Raw genomic sequence first — 20,575 nt, forward strand, 5'->3', positions numbered from 1 at the left:
TGTGGAGGCGGCCTCCACAGTTGGGCGGCAAGATGCGCGCATGCGCTTCGTCCACCAGCTCTCGCTGCTCCTCATCGCCACCGCGCTGGCGTCCGTCGCGGCCGTGGCCGGGCTGGTCGGCTGGAATCTGCGTGAGGGCTTCTCGGACTACCTGCAGGCCCAGGACGGCGAGCGCCTGGTGCGGCTGGCCGAGGCTGCCGAGCGCGACCTGTCGCGGCGCGACGCCCCGCCGCAGGACTGGCGGCCGGTGTTGCGTGAATGGCTGGAGGCCTCGCGCATGTCGGCGCGCGGCGTGTCGCTGGACGAGCCGCCACCGCCCGAACTGCACCGCGATGGGCCACCGCCACCGCGGCGCGACCCGGCCAACTTCGGTGCGCGCGTGATGGTGCTGTCCGCGGACGGGGCGGCGCTGCTGGCGGGACGGCGCGACATGCTGGGCCGTGCCAGCCAGGCGCGCGACGTCAAGGTCGACGGCCGGACGGTGGCGGTGCTGCGCGTGGCCGAGCGCGCGGGGCCGGCGGAGGGCGTGGACGCGAACTTCCTGCGCCGGCAGTACCTGGGCCTGGCCGTGGTGGCGGGCGGCGTGCTCGTCGTGGCGCTGGTGGTGGCGCGGCTGCTGGCGGTGCGCTGGTCGCGGCCGCTGGCCCAGGCGCAGGCCGCGGCCCGGCGCATCGCGGCCGGCGAGCTGGACGTGCGCCTGCCGCGCCCGCGCGACGGCGGCGGTGCCAGCGAGATCGTCGGGCTGCAGGCGGACATCAACGTGATGGCCGAGTCGCTGCAGCGGCTGGAGACCAGCCGGCGGCGCTGGATCGCCGAGCTGTCCCACGAGCTGCGCACGCCGCTGGCCGTGCTGCGCGGCGAGGTGGAGGCGATGGTGGACGGCATCCGGCCGCTGGATGGCGCGGCGCTGGCGTCGCTGCAGGAGGAGATCAAGCGGCTGTCGCGCCTGGTGGAGGACTTCCACCAGCTCGCCACGTCGGAGCTGCGCGCGCTGCCGCATGACTTCGACCCGGTCGCGCCGGCGGCCTTGCTGCAGGCGGCTATCGAGCGCGTGGCGCCGCGCGCCCGGGCCGCCGGGTTGGTCATCACCGTCGACGTGCCGCCGTCGCTGCCCACCGCCTGCTGGGACGCCACGCGTATCTCGCAACTGCTCGCCAACCTGCTGGAGAACAGCCTGCGCTACACCGCGGTGCCCGGCCGGATGCAGGTGGCGGCGCGCTCGCTGGGCGAGGCCATCGAGATCCGCCTGGACGACACGCCGCCCGGCGTGCCCGAGGCCGACCTGGACCGGCTGTTCGACCCCCTGTACCGCGCCGACCCGTCGCGCAGCCGGGCCTTCGGCGGCTCGGGCCTGGGCCTGGCGATCGCGCGGGCCATCGCGCAGGCGCATGGCGGTCGGTTGCAGGCCGAGGCCTCGCCGCTGGGCGGCGTGGCCATGGTGCTCACACTGCCGCTGCAACAGGAAGGACACCGCTGATGGGCGACCTCATCCTCATCGTCGAAGACGAGCCCAAGCTCGCCGCGCTGGTGCGCGACTACCTGCAGGCCGGTGGCTACCGCACCGAGTGGCTGGCGGACGGTCGCGAGGCGCTGCACCGGCTCAAGGCCGACCCCATGCCGTCCGCCGTGCTGCTGGACGTGATGCTGCCGGGCATGGACGGCCTGGAGGTCTGCCGCGCGGTGCGTGCCTTCAGCGACGTGCCCATCGTCATCTGCAGCGCCCGCGTGGAAGAACTGGACCGGCTGCTGGGGTTGGAGCTGGGCGCGGACGACTACGTCTGCAAGCCGTTCAGCCCGCGCGAGCTGGTGGCGCGCGTGAAGTCGCTGCTGCGCCGCGCGCAGGGCCGGCTCGCGCCCGCGACGCTGTTGCCGGCGGCCGGCGGCTTCGCCATCGACGAGGCGGGGCAGCGCATCGTCTGGCAGGACCAGGTGCTGTCGCTGACGCCGGTGGAGTTCCGCCTGCTGCGCCACCTGCTGCAGCACCCGGGCCGCGTGTTCGAGCGCGCGCAGCTGCTGGACCTGATCCACGAGGATTTCCGCGACGTGTCCGACCGCGTCGTCGACAGCCACGTGAAGAACATCCGCCGCAAGCTCGCCGCGCTGGACCCGCCGCAGGAATGCATCACGGCGGTCTACGGCGTGGGGTACCGGCTGGACGCATGAGTGCTGCGTCCCGGCGGTGCATCGTGCGGCGGGCCTAATAATCGGGGGCATGACCACCCCCATCACCATTGCCACGCGTGAAAGCCGCCTCGCCCTGTGGCAGGCCGAGCATGTGCAGGCCCGGCTGCGCGACGAACTCGGGCTGCGGGCCGAACTGCTCGGCATGACGACGCGTGGCGACCAGATCCTTGACCGGGCGCTGTCCAAGGTTGGCGGCAAGGGCTTGTTCGTGAAGGAGCTCGAAGCGGCACTCGCCGAAGGCCGGGCCCAGCTCGCCGTGCATTCGCTGAAGGACGTGCCGATGGAGCTGCCCGAGGGCTTCGTGCTCGCGGCGGTGCTGGAGCGCGAGGACCCGCGCGATGCCTTCGTGTCCGGCGACTACGCGTCCGTCGCCGAGCTGCCCGAAGGTGCGGTGATCGGCAGCTCCAGCCTGCGCCGCGTGACGCAGCTGCTGAGCCTGCGCCCGGATCTGCGCGTGGAGCCGTTGCGCGGCAACCTCGACACGCGGCTGCGCAAGCTCGACGAGGGCGGTTACCACGCCATCGTGCTCGCGGCGGCCGGCCTGAAGCGCCTGGGCATGGCGGGCCGCGTGCGCAGCCTTTTCGCCGTGGACCAGATGCTGCCCTGCGCCGGCCAGGGCGCGCTGGGCATCGAGATCCGTGCCGACGACGAGGCGCTCGCCGCCTCGCTGGCGCGCCTCACGCACCTGCCCACGCTGCTGGCCTGCGAGGCCGAGCGCGCCGTGTCCCGCGCGTTGGGCGGCAGCTGCAGCCTGCCGCTGGCGGCGCATGCGCACTGGCAGGGCGCGACGCTGTGCCTGGATGCCGCACTGGGCCATGCCGAGATCCACACGTCGCCGCTGCTGCGCGCCAGCGTGGCGGCCGACCTGCCTGTCAAGGCGGGGGGCGTGGCCGCGGCCCGGGCGCTGGGGCAGCAGGCCGCCGAGCGGCTGCGCGAGCTGGGCGCGGGCTCGTACCTGCCCGGATGACCGCCGCTCGGCCGCCCGAAGGGGCTCGTCGGACCCTGCTGGTCACGCGCCCGCGGCCGCAGTGCGCGGCCTGGCTGGCGCGGCTGGCGGCGCTGGGCGTGCCAGCCGCGGCCTTGCCGCTCATCGAGATCCTGCCGGCCCGCGACCGCGGTGCCGTGGCCGCGGCCTGGGCGGCGCTGCCCGCGGCTGACCTGGCGGTCTTCGTCAGTCCGAACGCGGTGGAGCAGTTCTTTGCGCAGGCCGGCGCCGCGCCGTGGCCCGCCGACACGCTGGCGGCCTGCGTCGGCCCGGGCAGCGCGCAGGCGCTCGTGGCGCACGGCGTGCCGCTGGCGCAGGTCGTGCAGCCGGCCGCCGATGCGGCCAGCCTGGATTCCGAGCACCTGTGGTCGCAACTGGCGCCCCGGCGCGACTGGGCGGGCGCGCGCGTGCTGCTGCTGCGCGGCGACGGCGGGCGCGAATGGCTGGCCGAACGGCTGGCCGAGTCTGGTGCGCATGTCGATGCGGTGACGGTCTATCACCGCGCCGCACCTGGCTTCGAGCCGGCCGAGGCCGCCTTGCTGGCCGATGTGCTCGCCGCGCCGTCCCGCTATGCGTGGCTGTTCAGCAGCGCGGAGGCCATCGGCCACCTGCGCGGGCTGGCCCTGGCCGGCCAGTGCGGCATCGCCACGCACCCCCGCATTGCCGAGGCCGCGCGGTCTGCGGGTTTCGATCCTGTGGTTTTGGCGCGACCGGACCCCGAAGCGGTGGCTCGGGCGCTGAAAGCCCTCTGACAGAATCAAGCGCTGTGAGTGAGCCGCTATCCCCCGTCCCGGCGCCGGCCCCAGCGGCCGAACCTGTCGCCACCCCGCCGTCCCCATCCGCTGCCGCCGCCTTGCCGGCCTGGTTGCCCTGGCTGCTTGCGCTGCTGGGCGCTGCCGTGCTGCTGGGCGTGGTCCTGGCCTGGCAAAGCCTGTCGCGCCAGCAGTCGCTGGAGCAGGAGCTGGTGCGTCGCCAGGAGGCCAGCCAGGCCCAGTCCACCGAGGCGCGCCTCGCGGCCAAGCAGTCGGGCGACCTCGTGCGCGATACCGCCGCCAAGGTGTCGCTGCTGGAAGCGCGCCTGGCCGAGGTCGCGCTGCAACGCGGCCAGCTGGAAGACCTGATCCAGTCCATGTCCCGCTCGCGCGACGAGAACGTCGTGGGCGACATCGAGGCGGCGCTGCGCGTGGCGCTGCAGCAGACGCAGATCACCGGCAGCGCCGAACCGCTGGTGGCCGCGCTGAAGCAGGCCGACGAGCGCCTGCAGCGTTACAAGCAGCCGCGCATGGAAGGCGTGCGCCGCGCCGTCGTGCGCGACCTGGACCGCGTCCGCGCGGTGGCCGTGGTGGATGTGTCCACGCTGACCATCAAGCTCGACGAGGTCGTGCGCATGGCCGACGAGCTGCCGCTGGTGTCGGGCAGCGAAGCCGCACCCAAGCCGCGCGACGAGCGCAACGGCGATGCCGCCAAGGAGCGCGAGCGCGCGCTGAAACTGCAGCGCGAGCAGGCAGCCGCGGCGGTGGATGGCAAGCTGTCGCTGTGGTGGTGGCAGGCCTCGCAGCAGTTGTCGGCGTGGACCGGCATCATCTGGGGCGAGGCCAAGACGCTGCTGCGTGTGACGCGCATCGACCACCCGGAAGCCGCGCTGATCTCGCCCGACCAGAGCTTCTTCCTGCGCGAGAACCTGAAGCTGCGCCTGCTGAACGCCCGCCTGGCGCTGCTGAGCCGCCAGTTCGACACCGCCCAGTCCGACCTGCGCGACAGCCAGGAGATGCTGAACCGCTACTTTGACACGCGCTCGCGCAAGGTGACCGGTGCGGCGGAGCTGCTGCGCCAGGTGGCCGGCCAGGCCCGCCAGGTCAGCGTGCCGCGGCCCGATGACACGCTGGCGGCGCTGACGGCGGCCGCTGCGGGACGTTGAGCATGCGTCTGGTCATCTGGCTGGTCCTGTTGTTCGTCGCCGCTGTCGTCGCGGCTTTGTATTTGGGTTCCAACGACGGTCTCGTCAGCTTCTACGCGGGCAATTGGCGGCTCGACCTTTCGCTGAACCTGTTCCTGTTGCTGCTCGTCGCGAGCTGCTTCGCGCTCGTCACCGCCATCCAGGCAGTGGAGGCGCTGACGACGCTGCCCCGGCGCGCCCGCGAATGGCGGCTGGCCCAGCGCGAGCGTAGCGCCCAGCTGGCGCTGCGCGAGGCGCTGGTCGAGCTGTTCGGCGCCCGCTTCAGCCGGGCGCAGAAGGCGGCGCAGAAGGCGCTCGCCATCCAGTCGGCCACGCCCGAACTGGCGGCCGACCAGTCCTTCATGGCGCTGGCCCATCTGCTGGCGGCCGCCAGCGCGCACCGCCTGCAGGACCGCCGCCACCGCGACGAGCAACTGGCCCGCGCGCTCGACCTGGCCCGCCGCACCGGTGGCGCACGCGCCCAGGAAGACGGCGCCCGGCTGCTGGCCGCCGAATGGGCGCTGGACGACCGCGATGCGACGCGCGCGCTGAGCCTGCTGAGCGAACTGGCCCCCGGCGTCGCCCGCCGCACCCAGGCGTTGCGGCTGCGCCTGCAGGCCTCGCGACTGGCCCAGCAGCCGCTGGACGCGCTGCGCACGGCCCGCCTGCTGGCCAAGCACCAGGCCTTCTCCAAGGTGGCGGCCCAGGGCCTGCTGCGCTCGCTCGCCTTCGAGGCGTTGGACGGCGCACGCGACGTGGACCAGCTCCGCTCGGCCTGGCAGCAGCTCGACCCCGCCGACCGCCGCGACGCGATGGTGGCGGCGCGCGCCGCGCAATGCGCCGGGCAACTCGGTGCGCCGGACGACGGCCGCGGCTGGCTGCGGCCCTTCTTCGACGATCTCGCCGAACTGCAGTCCGACGACCGTGCTGCGCTGGCCACCGCACTGGTGCCGGTGCTGGCCGGTTGCGGCCCTGACTGGCTGCAGCGGCTGGAGTCGGCGCAGGCCCGCTTCCCGCGTGAACGCGCACTGGCCTACGCGCTGGGCCACGCGCTGGCCGAGCGGCAGTTGTGGGGCAAGGCGCGGCTGATGCTGGAGGCCGCGGCCGACGACGCGGCCATGCCCAGTCCGATGCGCCGCCGCAGTTGGCTGGCCCTGGCCGCGCTGGCGGAACAGGAGGGCGACGATGTCCGCCGCGCACGCTGTTTCGAAGCCGCTGCCCGCGTGCCGTGAAGCCGTGTTCACGCATCGCCGCAAGTATTTTCAAAAAAAGCAGGCAACTCTTGATGCGACCGTAAAAATCTGGCTATACTGTGAGGCTTCAGCGGCTGTAGCTCAGTTGGATAGAGTACTTGGCTACGAACCAAGGGGTCGTGGGTTCGAATCCTGCCAGCCGCACCAGAAAAACAAGAAATGAATCAACAGCCTAGCGGCTCCAACCCGCTAGGCTGTTTTTCTTTGCGCAACCTCAATTCGGATTCAGGAGTCCACTGAGGGGTCCACTGACAGAGGGCTTCCCTGAGCGGGCCGAGACGTCTCCCTGCAAACTGCCTTGCGCGTTGCCGCGTGGCGGGTCAACGTTGTCGCGCTAAGCGTCGCGCCACCGGCATGGGTCCAGCCGCGGCTGGTAGGCTTCATCCTTCTCGCATTTCGGTCAGACTAGCGGCGCCGGTGCGCATGCTGAGGCGGTCCTGTCCGATCTGGTTGGCAGAGGCTTCGGTCCAAGCTGGAGTTGACGTGTTGACACTCGCGGTCGACTGACCCGTGCTGCTCGTTCAATACTGACCCACCCCTGAAGGCTACCCGAGGGAGCCTGTGTCTGTGGATATCTCTGAGTTCTTGGGGTCTCCTTTCTTGCGTTGAGTGGGTCGAGCACGTGCCGCCGCGACGGTCGTGCTGCTGTGCTTGAAGCGCCAGGACTCGTGCCGGTCTCGACGATGTGGCAGTGATGCGTGAGCCGATCTAGCAAGGCCGTGGTCATCTTGGCGTCGCCGAAGACGCTGGCCCAATCGCCGAAGCTCAGGTTGGTGGTGATGATCACGCTGGTGTGCTCGTAGAGCTTGCTCAGCAGATGGAACAGCAGCGCCCCGCCGGCTTGGCTGAACGGGAGGTACCGTCTGCGTTTCGGTGATGTGCACCTTGACAGCTTGCTTTGCTGCTGCGACGTCGACACCACGTTCGATCTCGCCACGATCCTTTCGGGCTTGATCGCGTGCCGCCTTGAGCGATAGTTCCGGATAGCGGCTCAGGACCTTCTCCCTTGGCCGGCCGTTGAACCGGAAGCGAAGGATCCAGGACGCCTTCCCCTTGCTTGCTGAGGACGCGCTGGCGACGAAGGTGAGCCCTTCGCCGATGCTGCGGTCGGTCTGGCCCGCAGCCAGCCAGGCCCTAAGCTCACGATCTGTGAGTGGTCTTCGTTGCTGTGTTTCCATGTCCCATCTGCTCCATGAGGCTGTGGGGTTTTTTGTCGGCAAAAGCGCCTCGACGCGGCGCACCCTGAAAAACCCCACAATAAACCCCACAGGCTGCGTGCGCTTCACTGCGACGCCCTGGGACGGTCTGGGACAAGAAAATCCTTATAGATCAGTCAGTTATTGAGATTTTTTGGACGTCCTGGGACGCCCCCGAAAACCTACTCAATGTTCTGCACCTGCTCCCGCATCTGCTCGATGGCGACCTTCATCTCGACGGAAATGTTGGTGAGTTCCAGCGCGGCAGATTTGGAGCCCAGCGTGTTGGCCTCGCGGTGCAGTTCCTGGATCAGGAAGTCCAGCCGCTTGCCCAACTCGCCGCCCTTCTTCAGCAGGCGGCTCAGTTCCTCGAGGTGGGCGCGCAGGCGGGCCAGTTCCTCGGCCACGTCGATGCGGATGGCGAACGCGGCGGCCTCGTTGAGGGCGCGTTCCTGCAGCGCGTCCTGCGGCACGCTGGACGCGGCACCGGTGGTCGCCAGCGCCTCCTGCCAGCGTTCCAGAAAACGCTGCTGCTGACGCTTGACGACCGCGGGCAGCAGGGGCTCGGCTTCGTCGGCCAGCACGCGCAGCCGGGCGATGCGCTCCGCCAGGATGGCCACCAGCTTCTCGCCTTCGCGCTCACGGGATTCCGCCAGACCGTCGACACAGGCCTTGGCGGCTTCCAGCGTCGCGCTGTCGAGTTGCGCGGGCGCGCCGCCGCCGCTCTTGCACCAGTTCATGGCCTCGTGCACGGACAGCGGCGCGGCTTGCGGCAGCCATGCGCGCACCTTGGCCTCCAGGTTGGCCAGGCGGTTGAGCTGTTCCGGCTGCGGTTGAGGCCAGCCGCTGTCGGTGTCGCGCTGGGTGTTGATGCGCAGCTCGATCTTGCCGCGCTTGAAGCGCGCGGCGATCAGATCGCGCAGCTGCGGTTCCAGGCCGCGCAGCTCTTCCGGCATGCGCATGGACAGGTCCAGGAAGCGGCCGTTGACCGACCGCAATTCGACGCTGACCGAGGCTTGGACAGTGGGGCTGCCATCCTCGGCTTTAGGGGGCTGCGCCAGGGAATTGGCGTACCCGGTCATGCTGTAGACTGGCATTTCGCACTCGCAAAACAGACGTTAACTAAGAGACTTAACGCGATTATGTCCAAGCCGAAGCCGGCGCCCTTGCCCGCAGGCACGGTGGTTGGGGGCTACCAGATCATCAAGCGTCTGGCAGCAGGCGGTTTCGGCGTCGTCTACCTCGCCGAGGATCCCGACCATCACCTGGTGGCGCTGAAGGAGTACCTGCCTTCGTCGCTGGCCGAGCGCTCGCCGGGCGAGTTGACGCCCCGCGTCAAGCCCGAGAAGCAGCCGTTGTACCGGCTGGGCTTGAAGAGCTTCTTCGAAGAAGGCCGCTCGCTGGCGCAGATCTCGCACCCCAGCGTCGTCTCTGTGCTGAACTTCCTGCGCGAGAACGAGACCGTCTACATGGTCATGAACTACCTGCAGGGCGACACGCTGCAGGACTTCATCGTCACCGCGCGCGACATGAAGCGCGACAAGGTGTTCCGCGAGTCCACCATCCGCAGCCTGTTCGACGAGATCCTGCGCGGCCTGCGCATCGTGCACCAGCACAAGATGCTGCACCTGGACATCAAGCCGGCCAACATCTTCATCACGAACGACAACAAGGCCGTGCTGCTGGACTTCGGCGCCGCGCGCGAGGTGCTGAGCAAGGAAGGCAACTTCATCCGCCCCATGTACACGCCGGGCTTTGCCGCGCCCGAGATGTACCGGCGCGACGGCTCGCTGGGCCCCTGGACCGACATCTACGCCATCGGCGCCTGCATCTACGCCTGCATGCAGGGCTATCCGCCCAACGACGCACCGCAGCGGCTGGAGAAGGACCGCCTGTCCCTGAGCCTGTCGCGGCTGCGCAATGTCTACTCCGACAACCTGCTCGAAGTGACCGAGTGGTGCATGTCGCTCGACGCGCTGTCGCGCCCGCAGAGCGTTTTTGCGCTGCAGAAGGAACTGGCCCGCGAGACCGAGCGGCGCTACACCAAGCTGTCGTTCAGCGAGCGGCTCAAGCTCCAGCTCGAAAACCTCAAGTCCGGGGCGAAGGCTTGAGGTTCGACGTCTTCCAGGTCAGCCGCCGCGGCGGGCGCGAGACCAACGAAGACCGCATGGGCTATTGCTTCACGCGGGAAGCCGGCCTGTTCGCGCTGGCCGACGGCATGGGCGGGCATCCGGAAGGCGAGGTCGCCGCGCAGATCGCGCTGCAGACGCTGGCCGCGCTGTTCCAGCAGGAAGCCCGCCCGGTGCTGGAAGACCCGCAGCGTTTCCTGCAGGAAACCATCCTCATCGCGCACCAGCAGTTGCTGCGTTATGCGGAGGGCAAAGGTTTGTCCGACACCCCGCGCACGACCGTCGTGGCCTGCATCCTGCAGGGCAACCAGGCCTGGTGGGCGCATTGCGGCGACTCCCGGCTGTATCTCGTGCGTTCGGCCAAGCTGATCGCCCGCACGCGTGACCACTCCTACTCCGAGCTGCAGGAGGCACTGGGCCGCGTGGGGCGCGGCGCGGACGCCTTCAACCGCAACGTGCTGTTCACCTGCCTGGGCAGCCCCGGCAAGCCCATGGTGGACTGCCAGGGCCCGCTGGTCATGGAGCCGTCGGACCGCCTGCTGCTGTGCTCGGACGGCCTGTGGGGCAGCATCGAGGATCACGAGATCGTCCAGCACATCGCTGACAAGACGATCTCCGAGGCCGTGCCCGATCTGGTCGAGCAGGCCTTGCGCCGTGGTGGCGCGCGCTGCGACAACGTCACCGTGCTCGCCGTCGAATGGGAAGGCGAGGGCGAGCCCAGCGGCGACACCACGCAGAACCTGGGCAACTCCGGGTTCGCCTCCACCATCCAGGGCGCGCTGGACGCCGACCTCGTCGCAGCCATGGATGACGAAGAGATCGAGCGCGCGGTGCGCGAGATCAACGAGGCCATTCGCCAGTCCGGCCGCGGCGCCAGGCGCTGAGCGGCCAAGGCCGGAGACAATCCGGCTTTTGCTGGGGCGGATCAACCGTCCTGGCATCCAACCCGCCAGAACCGCATGACCAAGACCTTCACGCGCAGCGCCGACCGCGCCGCCCACCAGCTGCGCCCGGTGCGCATCACCCGCGGTTTCACCGCCCACGCCGAGGGTTCGGTGCTGATCGAGTTCGGCGGCACGCGCGTGCTGTGCACGGCGTCCGTCGAGGAGCGCGTGCCGCCGCACAAGCGCGGCTCGGGCGAAGGCTGGGTGACGGCCGAGTACGGCATGCTGCCGCGCGCCACGCACACCCGCAGCGACCGCGAGGCGGCCAAGGGCAAGCAAAGCGGCCGCACGCAGGAGATCCAGCGCCTCATCGGCCGCTCGCTGCGCGCCGTGTTCGACCTGGCCGCGCTGGGTGAACGCACCATCACGCTGGACTGCGACGTGCTGCAGGCCGACGGCGGCACGCGCACGGCCGCCATCACCGGCGCGTTCGTCGCCGCGCAGGACGCGGTCAACCGGCTGCTGGCCGACAGCAAGCTGTCGCGCTCGCCGATCAAGGAGGCTGTGGCCGCAATCTCGGTGGGCATCGTCGACGGTGTGCCGCTGCTGGACCTGGAGTATGTCGAAGACGCCGCCTGCGACACCGACATGAACGTCGTCATGACCGCCTCCGGCGGCTTCGTCGAGCTGCAGGGCACGGCCGAAGGCGTCGTCTTCACGCGCACCGAGATGAACGCGCTGCTGGACCTGGCCGAGAAGGGCATCGCCGAGCTGCTGGCGGCCCAGCAGGCTGCGTTGAAGGCCTGAGCATGAAGCTCGTCCTCGCTTCCAACAACGCCAAGAAGCTCGTCGAGCTGCAGGCGCTGTTCACGCCGCTGGGCATCGCCCTCGTGAACCAGGGCAGTCTGGGCATCCCCGAGGCCGAGGAGCCGTTCGACACCTTCGTCGAGAACGCCCTCGTCAAGGCCCGCCACGCGGCGAAGTTGAGCGGCCTGTCGGCGCTGGCGGACGACTCCGGCCTGAGCGTCGATGCGCTGGGCGGCGCGCCGGGCGTGCGCTCGGCCCGCTACGCGCTGGACGCCGGTGGCGAGAAGAGCGACGCGGCGAACAACCAGCGCCTGCTGCGCGAGCTGGCCGGTGTGGCCGACCGCCGTGGGCGTTTCGTCTGCGCGCTGGTCGCGGTGCGCCGTGCCGACGACCCCGAGCCGCTGATCGCGATGGGCCGTTGGGACGGCGAGATCCTGGCCGCGCCGCGCGGGGCAGGGGGCTTCGGCTATGACCCGCTGATGCACATCCCCGCGCTGGGCGAGACGGTGGCCGGCCTGGCGGCCGAGGTGAAGAACCGCCACAGCCACCGTGCGTTGGCCGCCGCGCAACTGATTGCTCAGTTCCGCGAGGTCTGGCAGCTCGGTTGACCGCATGGCTGATCTCGTCCACCTGATGCGCCCGGGCACGCTGCAACTGCCCGCGCTGCCGCCGCTCGCGCTGTACGTGCACCTGCCCTGGTGCCTGCGCAAATGCCCGTACTGCGACTTCAACTCGCACGAAGTCCAGGCCGGCGGGCTCACGGCCGACACGGCCGAGGCCTACCTGGCCGCGCTGCGCGCCGACCTGGAGGCCGCGCTGCCGCTGATCTGGGGCCGGCCGGTGGTCAGCATCTTCATCGGCGGCGGCACGCCCAGCCTGTTCAACCCCGCGCAGATCGCGCAGCTGATCTCGGACATCCGCGCCCGCCTGCCGCTGGAGGCCGGCTGCGAGATCACGCTGGAGGCCAACCCGGGCACGTTCGAGCGCGAGCGCTTCAAGGGCTTCCGCGCAGCGGGCGTCACGCGGCTGTCGGTCGGCGTGCAGAGCTTCGATGACGCGCAGCTGAAGCAGCTGGGCCGCATGCACAGCGCCAGTCAGGCCCGCGAGGCACTGGCCGAGGCGGCGGAGGCCTTCGAGACCTTCAACCTCGACCTGATGTATGCGCTGCCCGGCCAGACGCTGGACGACCTGTCGCAGGAGCTCGACACGGCGCTGAGCTTCAAGCCGCCGCACCTGTCCATCTACCACCTGACCATCGAGCCCAACACGGTGTTCGCGACGCGCACGCCGGCCGGCCTGCCGGACCCGGACCTCGCCAGTGACATGCTGGACCTGATCACCGGCAAGACCGCAGGCGCGGGCCTGTCGCGCTACGAGGTCTCGGCTTTTGCGCGCGACGGCCACCGCTGCACGCACAACCTGAACTACTGGCAGTTCGGCGACTACCTGGGCATCGGCGCCGGCGCGCACAGCAAGCTGAGCTTCCCGAACCGCGTGCTGCGCCAGGTGCGCTGGCGCGAGCCGGCGGCGTTCGTGGCGCAGGCCAACAAGGTCAGCAACGAGCACGAGGTGGCGCGCAAGGCGCTGCCGTTCGAGTTCATGTTGAACGCGCTGCGCCTGAAGGAGGGCGTCACGCTGACGCAGTTCCTGGAGCGCACCGGCTTGCCGGTGTCGGCCATCGCCACCGCCCTGGCGACAGCGCGCGGCCGCGGCCTGCTGACCGCCGACCCGACCCGCATCCAGCCCACGGAGCGTGGGTTCGACTTCCTCAGCGATCTGCAGCAGCTGTTCCTCTGAGGCCGCGCGGCGCGGTGAACGCCGCCGGCTGCCGCGCCGAGGGTCAGACCCGGTTCAGCGAGATGCCGGACGTGGCGCGCAGCCGCTCCAGCACCTTGGCGGCGATCTGGTTCAGCGGCAGCACCTCGTCCGCCGCGCCGGCCGCGATGGCTTCGCGCGGCATGCCGAAGACGACGCAACTGGCTTCGTCTTGGCAGTAGTTGTAGGCGCCGGCGTCTTTCATGACCTTCATCGCGCGGGCGCCGTCTGCGCCCATGCCGGTCAGCATGATGCCGATGGCGTTGGGGCCGACGACCTTGGCGGCCGACAGGAACAGCGCCTCGACCGACGGCTTGTGGCGGTTGACGGGCTCGCCGTCCTGCACGCGGGCGATGTAGTTCGCGCCGCTGCGTTCCACGGTCAGGTGCAGGCCGCCGGGCGCGATGTAGCCATGGCCGGGCAGGATGCGCTCGCCGTCCTGGGCTTCCTTCACACGGATCTTGCACAGCCCGTCCAGCCGCGCGGCATAGCTCTTCGTGAAGCCGGGTGGCATGTGCTGCGTGATGACCACCGCCGGGCTGTCAGCCGGCAGGTTGACGATCACGTCCTTGGTCGCCTCGGTGCCGCCGGTGGAGGCGCCGATGAAGATGATCTTCTCGGTCGAGGCCCGGCCGAGGCTGGCCATGGTCACGGCCTTGACCGGTGCCGGCGCAGCCGTGCCCGGGGCGGCAGGCGCCGGCGCGCGGCGGATGTGCGCCTTGGCGGCGATGCGGATCTTGTCGGTGATGTCCTGGGCCAGCAGCTTGATGCCGTCGGCCACGCCGATCTTGGGCTTGGCGACGAAGTCCACGGCGCCCAGCTCCAGCGCCTTGAGCGTCACCTCCGCGCCGCGCTCGGTCAGCGTGGACACCATCACCACCGGCATGGGTCGCAGCCTCATCAGGCGCGACAGGAAGTCGAGCCCGTCCATGCGCGGCATCTCGACATCCAGCGTGATGACGTCGGGGTTCAGGTTGCGGATCATCTCGCGCGCAACCAGCGGGTCCGACGCCGCGCCTATGCATTCCATGTCGGGCTGGCGGTTGATGATCTCGGTCAGGATCGACCGCACCAATGCGGAATCGTCCACCACCACGACCTTGGTTTTGGCCATTGGTGTCTCCTCAGAACAGGTCGATGGAGCCGCCGCTGCTCGCGACCGGCTGCACCTTCTGGATGGCGGCCCGGTCCTGCTGGACCAGCGCGTCGGTATTCGTCGGCGCCAGGCGCTTGACCATGGCCTTGCCACTCGCGGGCAGGAAGCAGACCTTGCGCGGGTACACGTCCATCACGTCCTTGGAGACGATGGGGATGCGCTCCAGCTTCAGGTAGTCGATGACGAAGTTGGTGTTGCGTTCGCCCACGTTGAGCGAGTTCATGCCCGAGATGACGGCGCCGCCGCCGAAGATCTTGGCTTCCATGCGGCTCTTGCTGGCGCCGCGCTTCATCATCTCGTTGATCAGCAACTCCATCGCGAACGACCCGTAGCGGCCCGAGTCGCCGTTGCCCTCGGGCAGCATGAAGTGGTTCATGCCGCCGACCTTGGCGACGCGGTCCCACAGGCAGGCGGCGATGCAGGAGCCCAGCGTCGTCATGACGAGCAGGTCCTCGGTGTCGACGAAGTACTCGCCCGGCAGGATCTTGACGGCGGCGTTCTTGAAGTGCGCGTCGTAGAAGAAGAACGAGGCCTCGCCCTGCTTGCGGGGCGCGGCCTTGAGCTGGGCGACGCGAGCCGCCGCGGCCGGGTTGCCGAAGGTCGATGCAGAGGCGAGAGGCGTGCTCATGGATCAGACCCGTTCGTAGATCGTCTTGCCGCGCAGCTTGAACAGGTCGCGGGATTCGGTGAAGTTCTCGGAATGGCCCACGAAAAGCAGGCCGCCCGGTCGCATCACGCGGTGGATGCGCTCCAGCACCTTGCGCTGCGTGGGGGCATCGAAATAGATCATCACATTGCGGCAGAACACCATGTGGAAGGGGTCGCCCAGCTGCCATTGCGCGTCCATCAGGTTCAGCGGCCGGAAGTCCACCCAGCGCTGCAACTCGGGCTTCACGCGGATCTTGCCGGCGTTCGCACCGGTGCCGCGCATGAAGAAGTGCTTCAGCCGCGCCGCGTCCAGCCCGCGCGCGTCGGCGTTGTAGACGCCGCGCTTGGCGGTGGCCAGCACGTTGGTGTCGATGTCGCTGGCGACCAGTTGCACCGAGGCGCTGGGCCCCAGGGCTTCGCTGCAGGTCATCAGGATGGAGTAGGGTTCCTCGCCGGTGGACGCGGCGCAGCACCACACGCGGAGCTGCTTGCCGACATAGGGCTTCAGGTCCTCCTTCATCGCGTGGAAGTGGTGGTCCTCGCGGAAGAACGAAGTCAGGTTGGTCGTCAGGCAGTTGACGAACTCCTGCCATTCGACCGCGCTGGCCGGGCCCGTCGAGGCCTCCAGCCACTGCAGGTAGCTCGCGAAGCTCTTGTGCCCGGTCTCGCGCAGCCGGCGCGACAACCGGCTGTAGACCATCGCATGCTTGCCGTCATGCAGGCTGATGCCCGCATGCTTGTAGATCAGCTCGCGGACCCGGTCGAAGTCGGCCTTGCTGAAGCTGAACTCATGGTCTAGCGAGTCGTTGCCGTGGGCGAGGTCGGGTGCGGGCATGTCGAGGTGTGATTTGTGGGTGCTCGCAGCAGTTCTGGCGTTGGCGCGCCGATTCTGCACCGCAGGGCCGTTGTGCGGCTCTTGTGCGATTCAGCATAGTGCAAACAGGTCGCAGGAACGTGCCTGTTTCACGACCTGACAGGGGAACGGCCGCTGCTAGACTGCCTCGCCACCACAATTCGGCCAACCGCTTTTCTGGCTTTGCCTTTGGAACACCGATTGCCAGCCGCTGCCTTGATCGACGCCCATGCGCTTGATCTCGATCTGGCCCTGCAACTGCTGCAGCAGGCTGGAGCGCTGTTGCCGGACGAGGCACCCTACAGCGCCGCCTGGCTGCAGGCCGTGTTGAACGCCTTGTGCGACCTCTCCAGCCGGGATGCGTTGACCGGCCTCGTCAACCGGCGCAGTTTCGAGATGGCGCTGGCCCGCGAGGTGGACCGCGTGGCCCGTTCCGGCGAGGCGGCGCTGCTGCTGATGCTGGACATCGACCACTTCAAGGCGGTCAACGACACGCATGGCCATGGTGCCGGCGACCAGGTCATCTGCGCCGTCGCTCGCGCCGTCGAGCAGAGCGTGCGGCCCATGGACCTCGTGGCCCGGGTGGGCGGTGAAGAGTTCGCCATCATCCTGCCCAACTGCGCGACGCACGTGGGCCTGGTCGTCGCGCAGCGCGTGCGCGAGCGCGTGTCCGGGCTGGACATCGAGATCGCACCCGGGCAGATGCTCAACGTGACGGTCAGCCTGGGCGGCGCCTTCGCCCCGCAGTGGGTGCGTTCGTCGCCGCTGCTGTGGATGGAACGTGCGGACCGCCAGCTCTACCGTGCCAAGGCGGAAGGCCGCAACCGCGCCTGCCTCGAACCCCAGATCGACTCCCTGGTCAGCGCCGAAGAAAAGGGCATGTTGTTTGCCTCCCTGAATCTCGAAACGCAACAGGACATGCCATGAGCACGACCTCCGATCCTGCTGCCCCCGCAACATCGCCGCCGCGCCCGCCGCGTGCCGGTGCGCGCACACTTGCCGTCACCAGCGGCAAGGGCGGCGTCGGCAAGACTTTCGTCACCGCCAACCTCGCGGCGGCGCTGGCCGCCCACGGCCTGAAGGTGCTGGTGCTGGATGCCGACCTGGGCCTTGCCAACCTCGACGTGGTGCTGAACCTGCACCCCAAGCTGACGCTGCACGACGTCTTCACCGACAAGTGCACGCTGGAACAGGCCATCCTGCCCGCGCCGGGGGGCTTTTCCGTGCTGCTGGCCGGCTCCGGCATGGTGGAGTACTCGCGCCTCACACCGGAGGTGCGCGACAAGCTGCTGCACATCATCGACCTGGTCAAGCCGCGCTTCGACTGGGTGCTGCTGGACACCGGCGCCGGCATCTCCGACGTGGTGCTCTACGCCGTCTCGCTGGCGCAGGACGTGCTCGTCGTCGCGACACCCGAGCCCACGTCGCTGACCGACGCCTACGCCACCATCAAGGTGCTCGCCACGCAGCAGGAGCGCCGCCACGTGGGCCTGCTCGTCAACCAGGCCAACCGGGTCGGCGAAGGCAAGCTGATCTGCGGCCAGTTGCAGCAGGTGCTGCAGCGCTTCATCGGCCCGATGCCGGGCCAGGGTTTCAAGCTCGAACTGCTGGGCGAGGTGAAGGCCGACCAGGCGGTGCGCCAGGCGGTGCTGAAGCGCCAACTGGTGCTGGAGCACTACCCGGGCTGCGATGCCGCCCAGGCCATCCGGGCGCTGGCGAGCAAGCTGCTCGGCTGAAGGCCGCCCTGCCGGCTCCACGAGGCCCTTCGGCAAACGCGACACCGCATGTCTTCAGAGCAGACGCCGGCAACGGCCTTCGAATGGGTGGGCGGCGAAGCGCGCGTGCGCGAGCTGGTCGACCGCTTCTACGACCTGATGGACCTGGAGCCGGCCTATGCACGGCTGCGCGCCGCCCATGGCACCGGCCTGGATGACGCCCGCGACAAGCTGTTCTGGTTCCTGTGCGGCTGGCTCGGCGGGCCGGACCACTACACCAGCCGCTTCGGCCACCCGCGGCTGCGGGCGCGGCACCTGCCGTTTCGCATCGGCGTTGCCGAGCGCGACCAGTGGTTGGCCTGCATGGGCCAGGCCATGCAGGAGACCGGCGTGGACCCGGCCCTGCAGGCGCGGCTGGCCGAATCGTTTGCCGGCACGGCAGACTGGATGCGCAACGTCGGTGCGTGACCGCACACGGCGGATGTAACAGTCCGCTCGGGGTGTCTGCTTCGGCGCCTGGCGCCGACTGGGCGCGATAGCATTCCGACGGCATGACGGGCGCGGCCTGCGCCGGTGTGCGAGGTGGCGAATCCCTTGCCGCTGCTCCGATGCGCACGGCCTGTCATGCGTGTCGTTTCGGGACAGGAACTTCGATTGATGTTGCCGACTTCTTCGCCAACGCGAACTGCTGAGGGTGTCTGGGCCGCGTTGTGCGCAGCGGCGCGCCGGGAGCACCACAAGCCCCGCGCAGCGGCGGCGCTGCATCCGCTGGCCGGGTCGCCGTCGCCATGAGCCTGCCGCAGATGCCCACCGCGGCCGACGCCGCCGATTGCGCCAGCGAACCCATCCGCGTGCCGGGCGCCATCCAGCCCCACGGCTGGCTGCTGTGCGTGGATGCCGCGGATGGCAGCGTGGTGGCGTGGAGCGACAACTGGGCCGGGCTGCTAGGCGGCGACCCACGGGACGGCCTCGCCACGTTCGCGGCGTCGATGCGCGAGCAGACGGCCCGGCTCGTCGATGGCGAAGGCGCCCTGTCCCTGGGCCTGTGCGTGCTGGCGGGCCGGACCTTGCACGTGTCCGCCCACCGATTGGGTGCGCTGGTGTATCTGGAGCTGGAGCTGTCTTCAGCGGAGCCGGGCGCGCGGGCGCCCATCTACGGGCTGGCCCGGCACGTCGTGCCGCTGATGCAGCGCACGGCGTCCGTGCACGAGGTGTGCGCCGTCGCCACGGTCGAGATGAAGCGGCTGACGGGCTTCGGCCGCTGCCTCATCTACCGCTTCGACCCCGACGGGCACGGGGAAGTGCTGACCGAGGCCTGCGACGAGGGTTACGACGCCTACCAGGCGCACCACTTTCCGGCCACGGACATCCCGGCGCAGGCGCGCGAGCTGTACCTGCTGAACCACCTGCGGCTGATCCCGGACGCCCACTACACGCCGGTGCCCGTGCGCTTCGCGGACGGCCGCAGCGCCGCGCTGTCGCTGGACCTGTCGCAGACGCAGTTGCGCAGCGTCTCGCCCGTGCACCTGGAGTACATGCGCAACATGGGGACGCTGGCGTCCATGTCGGTGTCCCTCATCGTGCGCGGCGAGCTGTGGGGGCTGGTGTCCTGCCACGACCATGCGCCCCGGCTGCTCCCCTACCAGACCCGCATGGCCTGCGAACACCTCGGCCAGCTGCTGTCGCTGCAGATCGAGGCCAAGGAAGAGAACGAGCAGGTGACCGAGCAGCTGCGCCTGCGCCAGCTGACGCTGGCGATGGTGGCCCACCTGGCGGACAGCGATGCGACGCTGCAGCGCCTCGTCGACGAACCCGGGCCGCTGCTGCGCCTGGGGCGCGCAGCCGGTGCGGCGGTCATCCTCAACGACCAGTGCTGGTGCGTCGGCGACACGCCCGCCCGGGAGACCGTGCTGCGCATCGGCGAATGGCTGGCCCACCACATCGAGGAGGTCGCGCACACGGACCGGCTCGCGCAGGACGCACCGGCGTTCGCCGCCGACATGGACACCGCCGCCGGCCTGCTGGCCATCTCCATCTCGCGGCTGCACCGTCACTACGTCGTCTGGTTCAGGCCGGAGATCGTGCAGACCATCACCTGGGCCGGCGACCCGCGCAAGCAGGCGCTGCCGGGCGGCGCGCTGCATCCGCGCCGCAGCTTTGCGAGCTGGGTGGAGGACGTGCGGGGCCGTTGCACGCCGTGGCGGCCCGCGGAGGTGCACGCGGTGCTGGAGTTGCGGCACGCGCTGATCGGCATCGTGCTGCGCCGCGCGCAGGAAATGGCCGAGGTCGCCGCCGAACTGGGCCGCGTGAACAAGGAACTGGAGGCCTTCTCGTACACCGTGTCGCACGACCTGCGCGCGCCGATGCGCCACATCGCCGGCTTCGTGGACCTGGTGCTGGAACTGGAAGGCCAGGGCATCAGCGACCGCGGGCGGCGCTATCTGCTGCATGTGAAGGAGGCGTCGGCGCACGCCGGGCTGCTGGTCGATGCGCTGCTGGACTTCTCGCGCATGGGCCGCTCGGCGTTGAAGCGCACGTGGATCAACACCGACGTGCTGGTCGACGACCTCGTGGCCGAGCAGGCCTCGGCGGCGCGTGGCGGACGCATCGAGTGGGTCGTGCAGCACCCGTTGCCGCGGCTGTGGGCCGACCCCGTGCTGATCCAGGTCGCACTGCGCAACCTGATCAGCAATGCCGTGAAGTACAGCCGCACCCGCGATGTTGCCCGCATCGAGATCGCCCCCATCCGCGACGAACGCGGCGCGGGGCTGTCGATCAGTGACAACGGCGTCGGCTTCCAGATGAAGTACGTCGACAAGCTGTTCGGCGTGTTCCAGCGCCTGCACCGCAGCGAGGCCTTCGAGGGCACGGGCATCGGCCTGGCCAGCGTGCGCCGCATCGTGGAGCGCCACGACGGCAGCGTGCAGGCCTTCGGCGAGGTCGACCGCGGCGCGCGCTTTTCCTTCGTCCTGCCGGTGCCGGCGCAATGACCCCTGAACCCCTGCAGAGTCAAC

The 20,575-nt window shown here is 69.7% G+C and carries 19 protein-coding genes, 1 tRNA gene and 2 pseudogenes; 16 read left to right on the forward strand and 6 right to left on the reverse strand.

Annotation, left to right across the window (positions count from 1 at the left end; genetic code table 11):
- Positions 1-40 precede the first annotated feature (40 nt).
- The 7 genes from ACO07H_RS09970 (at position 41) to ACO07H_RS10000 (ending at position 6,505) form a co-directional block, all read left to right on the forward strand.
- Positions 41-1,477: an ATP-binding protein gene (locus ACO07H_RS09970; protein WP_422013614.1), complete on the forward strand. Its 1,437-nt coding sequence runs from the start codon at positions 41-43 to the stop codon at positions 1,475-1,477.
- Positions 1,477-2,163 carry a response regulator gene (locus ACO07H_RS09975; protein WP_422013616.1) on the forward strand — a complete coding sequence of 229 codons (687 nt, stop codon included), beginning with the start codon at positions 1,477-1,479 and terminating at the stop codon, positions 2,161-2,163. Before ACO07H_RS09970 ends, ACO07H_RS09975 begins: the two co-directional genes overlap by 1 nt.
- Positions 2,164-2,212: 49 nt before the next feature.
- The gene (gene hemC, locus ACO07H_RS09980) at positions 2,213-3,151 is read left to right on the forward strand and encodes a hydroxymethylbilane synthase (RefSeq protein ID WP_422013618.1); all 939 of its coding nucleotides are present in this window, start codon (positions 2,213-2,215) and stop codon (positions 3,149-3,151) included.
- Positions 3,148-3,921, forward strand: coding sequence for a uroporphyrinogen-III synthase (locus tag ACO07H_RS09985; protein WP_422013620.1), 774 nt, complete (start codon positions 3,148-3,150; stop codon positions 3,919-3,921). Before hemC ends, ACO07H_RS09985 begins: the two co-directional genes overlap by 4 nt.
- Before the next feature lie 113 nt (positions 3,922-4,034).
- Entirely contained in the window at positions 4,035-5,087 is a 1,053-nt protein-coding gene (locus ACO07H_RS09990) for a uroporphyrinogen-III C-methyltransferase (protein ID WP_422013622.1), read from the forward strand.
- Between the two features lie 2 nt (positions 5,088-5,089).
- Positions 5,090-6,337 carry a heme biosynthesis HemY N-terminal domain-containing protein gene (locus tag ACO07H_RS09995; RefSeq protein ID WP_422013624.1) on the forward strand — a complete coding sequence of 416 codons (1,248 nt, stop codon included), beginning with the start codon at positions 5,090-5,092 and terminating at the stop codon, positions 6,335-6,337.
- 91 nt (positions 6,338-6,428) lie between these two features.
- Positions 6,429-6,505: transfer RNA gene (locus tag ACO07H_RS10000), tRNA-Arg, on the forward strand.
- A 398-nt stretch (positions 6,506-6,903) separates the two neighbouring features.
- Here the strand turns inward: ACO07H_RS10000 and ACO07H_RS10005 are convergent.
- From ACO07H_RS10005 to ACO07H_RS10015, 3 genes and pseudogenes are all read right to left on the reverse strand, one after another.
- Positions 6,904-7,217 (reverse strand): annotated as a pseudogene (locus ACO07H_RS10005) (ATP-binding protein); the annotation flags it as partial.
- Positions 7,218-7,308: 91 nt separating this feature from the next.
- Positions 7,309-7,536 (reverse strand): annotated as a pseudogene (locus ACO07H_RS10010) (Arm DNA-binding domain-containing protein); the annotation flags it as partial.
- Between the two features lie 200 nt (positions 7,537-7,736).
- Positions 7,737-8,651 carry a YicC/YloC family endoribonuclease gene (locus ACO07H_RS10015; RefSeq protein ID WP_422013626.1) on the reverse strand — a complete coding sequence of 305 codons (915 nt, stop codon included), beginning with the start codon at positions 8,649-8,651 and terminating at the stop codon, positions 7,737-7,739.
- Positions 8,652-8,696: 45 nt separating this feature from the next.
- On the opposite strand from ACO07H_RS10015, the gene ACO07H_RS10020 reads away from it, so the two are divergent.
- The 5 genes from ACO07H_RS10020 (at position 8,697) to hemW (ending at position 13,171) form a co-directional block, all read left to right on the forward strand.
- Entirely contained in the window at positions 8,697-9,665 is a 969-nt protein-coding gene (locus ACO07H_RS10020) for a serine/threonine protein kinase (RefSeq protein ID WP_056195338.1), read from the forward strand.
- Positions 9,662-10,567: a PP2C family protein-serine/threonine phosphatase gene (locus tag ACO07H_RS10025; RefSeq protein WP_422013629.1), complete on the forward strand. Its 906-nt coding sequence runs from the start codon at positions 9,662-9,664 to the stop codon at positions 10,565-10,567. The genes ACO07H_RS10020 and ACO07H_RS10025 overlap by 4 nt, the downstream gene beginning before the upstream one ends.
- A gap of 75 nt (positions 10,568-10,642) precedes the next feature.
- On the forward strand, positions 10,643-11,374 hold the full coding sequence (rph, locus tag ACO07H_RS10030; protein WP_422013630.1) for a ribonuclease PH: 732 nt from the start codon (positions 10,643-10,645) through the stop codon (positions 11,372-11,374).
- 2 nt (positions 11,375-11,376) lie between these two features.
- The gene (rdgB, locus tag ACO07H_RS10035) at positions 11,377-11,982 is read left to right on the forward strand and encodes an RdgB/HAM1 family non-canonical purine NTP pyrophosphatase (protein ID WP_422013632.1); all 606 of its coding nucleotides are present in this window, start codon (positions 11,377-11,379) and stop codon (positions 11,980-11,982) included.
- A gap of 4 nt (positions 11,983-11,986) precedes the next feature.
- Entirely contained in the window at positions 11,987-13,171 is a 1,185-nt protein-coding gene (hemW, locus tag ACO07H_RS10040) for a radical SAM family heme chaperone HemW (protein ID WP_422013634.1), read from the forward strand.
- Between the two features lie 43 nt (positions 13,172-13,214).
- Here the strand turns inward: hemW and ACO07H_RS10045 are convergent, their stop codons facing one another.
- From ACO07H_RS10045 to ACO07H_RS10055, 3 genes are read right to left on the reverse strand one after another with little or no spacing between them, the layout of a single operon-like run.
- Entirely contained in the window at positions 13,215-14,303 is a 1,089-nt protein-coding gene (locus ACO07H_RS10045; protein WP_422013637.1) for a protein-glutamate methylesterase/protein-glutamine glutaminase, read from the reverse strand.
- A gap of 10 nt (positions 14,304-14,313) precedes the next feature.
- On the reverse strand, positions 14,314-14,973 hold the full coding sequence (gene cheD, locus ACO07H_RS10050; protein WP_422013639.1) for a chemoreceptor glutamine deamidase CheD: 660 nt from the start codon (positions 14,971-14,973) through the stop codon (positions 14,314-14,316).
- A 3-nt stretch (positions 14,974-14,976) separates the two neighbouring features.
- Positions 14,977-15,828: a CheR family methyltransferase gene (locus ACO07H_RS10055; protein WP_422013641.1), complete on the reverse strand. Its 852-nt coding sequence runs from the start codon at positions 15,826-15,828 to the stop codon at positions 14,977-14,979.
- Positions 15,829-16,047: 219 nt separating this feature from the next.
- Here ACO07H_RS10055 and ACO07H_RS10060 point away from each other — a divergent pair, with 219 nt between their 5' ends.
- From ACO07H_RS10060 to ACO07H_RS10075, 4 genes are all read left to right on the forward strand, one after another.
- Entirely contained in the window at positions 16,048-16,773 is a 726-nt protein-coding gene (locus ACO07H_RS10060) for a GGDEF domain-containing protein (RefSeq protein WP_422013643.1), read from the forward strand.
- Positions 16,770-17,582, forward strand: coding sequence for a MinD/ParA family protein (locus ACO07H_RS10065; protein WP_422013645.1), 813 nt, complete (start codon positions 16,770-16,772; stop codon positions 17,580-17,582). The genes ACO07H_RS10060 and ACO07H_RS10065 overlap by 4 nt, the downstream gene beginning before the upstream one ends.
- A 48-nt stretch (positions 17,583-17,630) precedes the next feature.
- On the forward strand, positions 17,631-18,029 hold the full coding sequence (locus tag ACO07H_RS10070) for a group II truncated hemoglobin (protein WP_422013647.1): 399 nt from the start codon (positions 17,631-17,633) through the stop codon (positions 18,027-18,029).
- Positions 18,030-18,349: 320 nt separating this feature from the next.
- On the forward strand, positions 18,350-20,551 hold the full coding sequence (locus ACO07H_RS10075; protein WP_422013649.1) for an ATP-binding protein: 2,202 nt from the start codon (positions 18,350-18,352) through the stop codon (positions 20,549-20,551).
- Positions 20,552-20,575: the final 24 nt, after the last annotated feature.

The sequence above is a fragment of the Roseateles sp. genome (assembly GCF_965229315.1).
Taxonomy (GTDB): Bacteria; Pseudomonadota; Gammaproteobacteria; order Burkholderiales; family Burkholderiaceae_C; genus Pelomonas.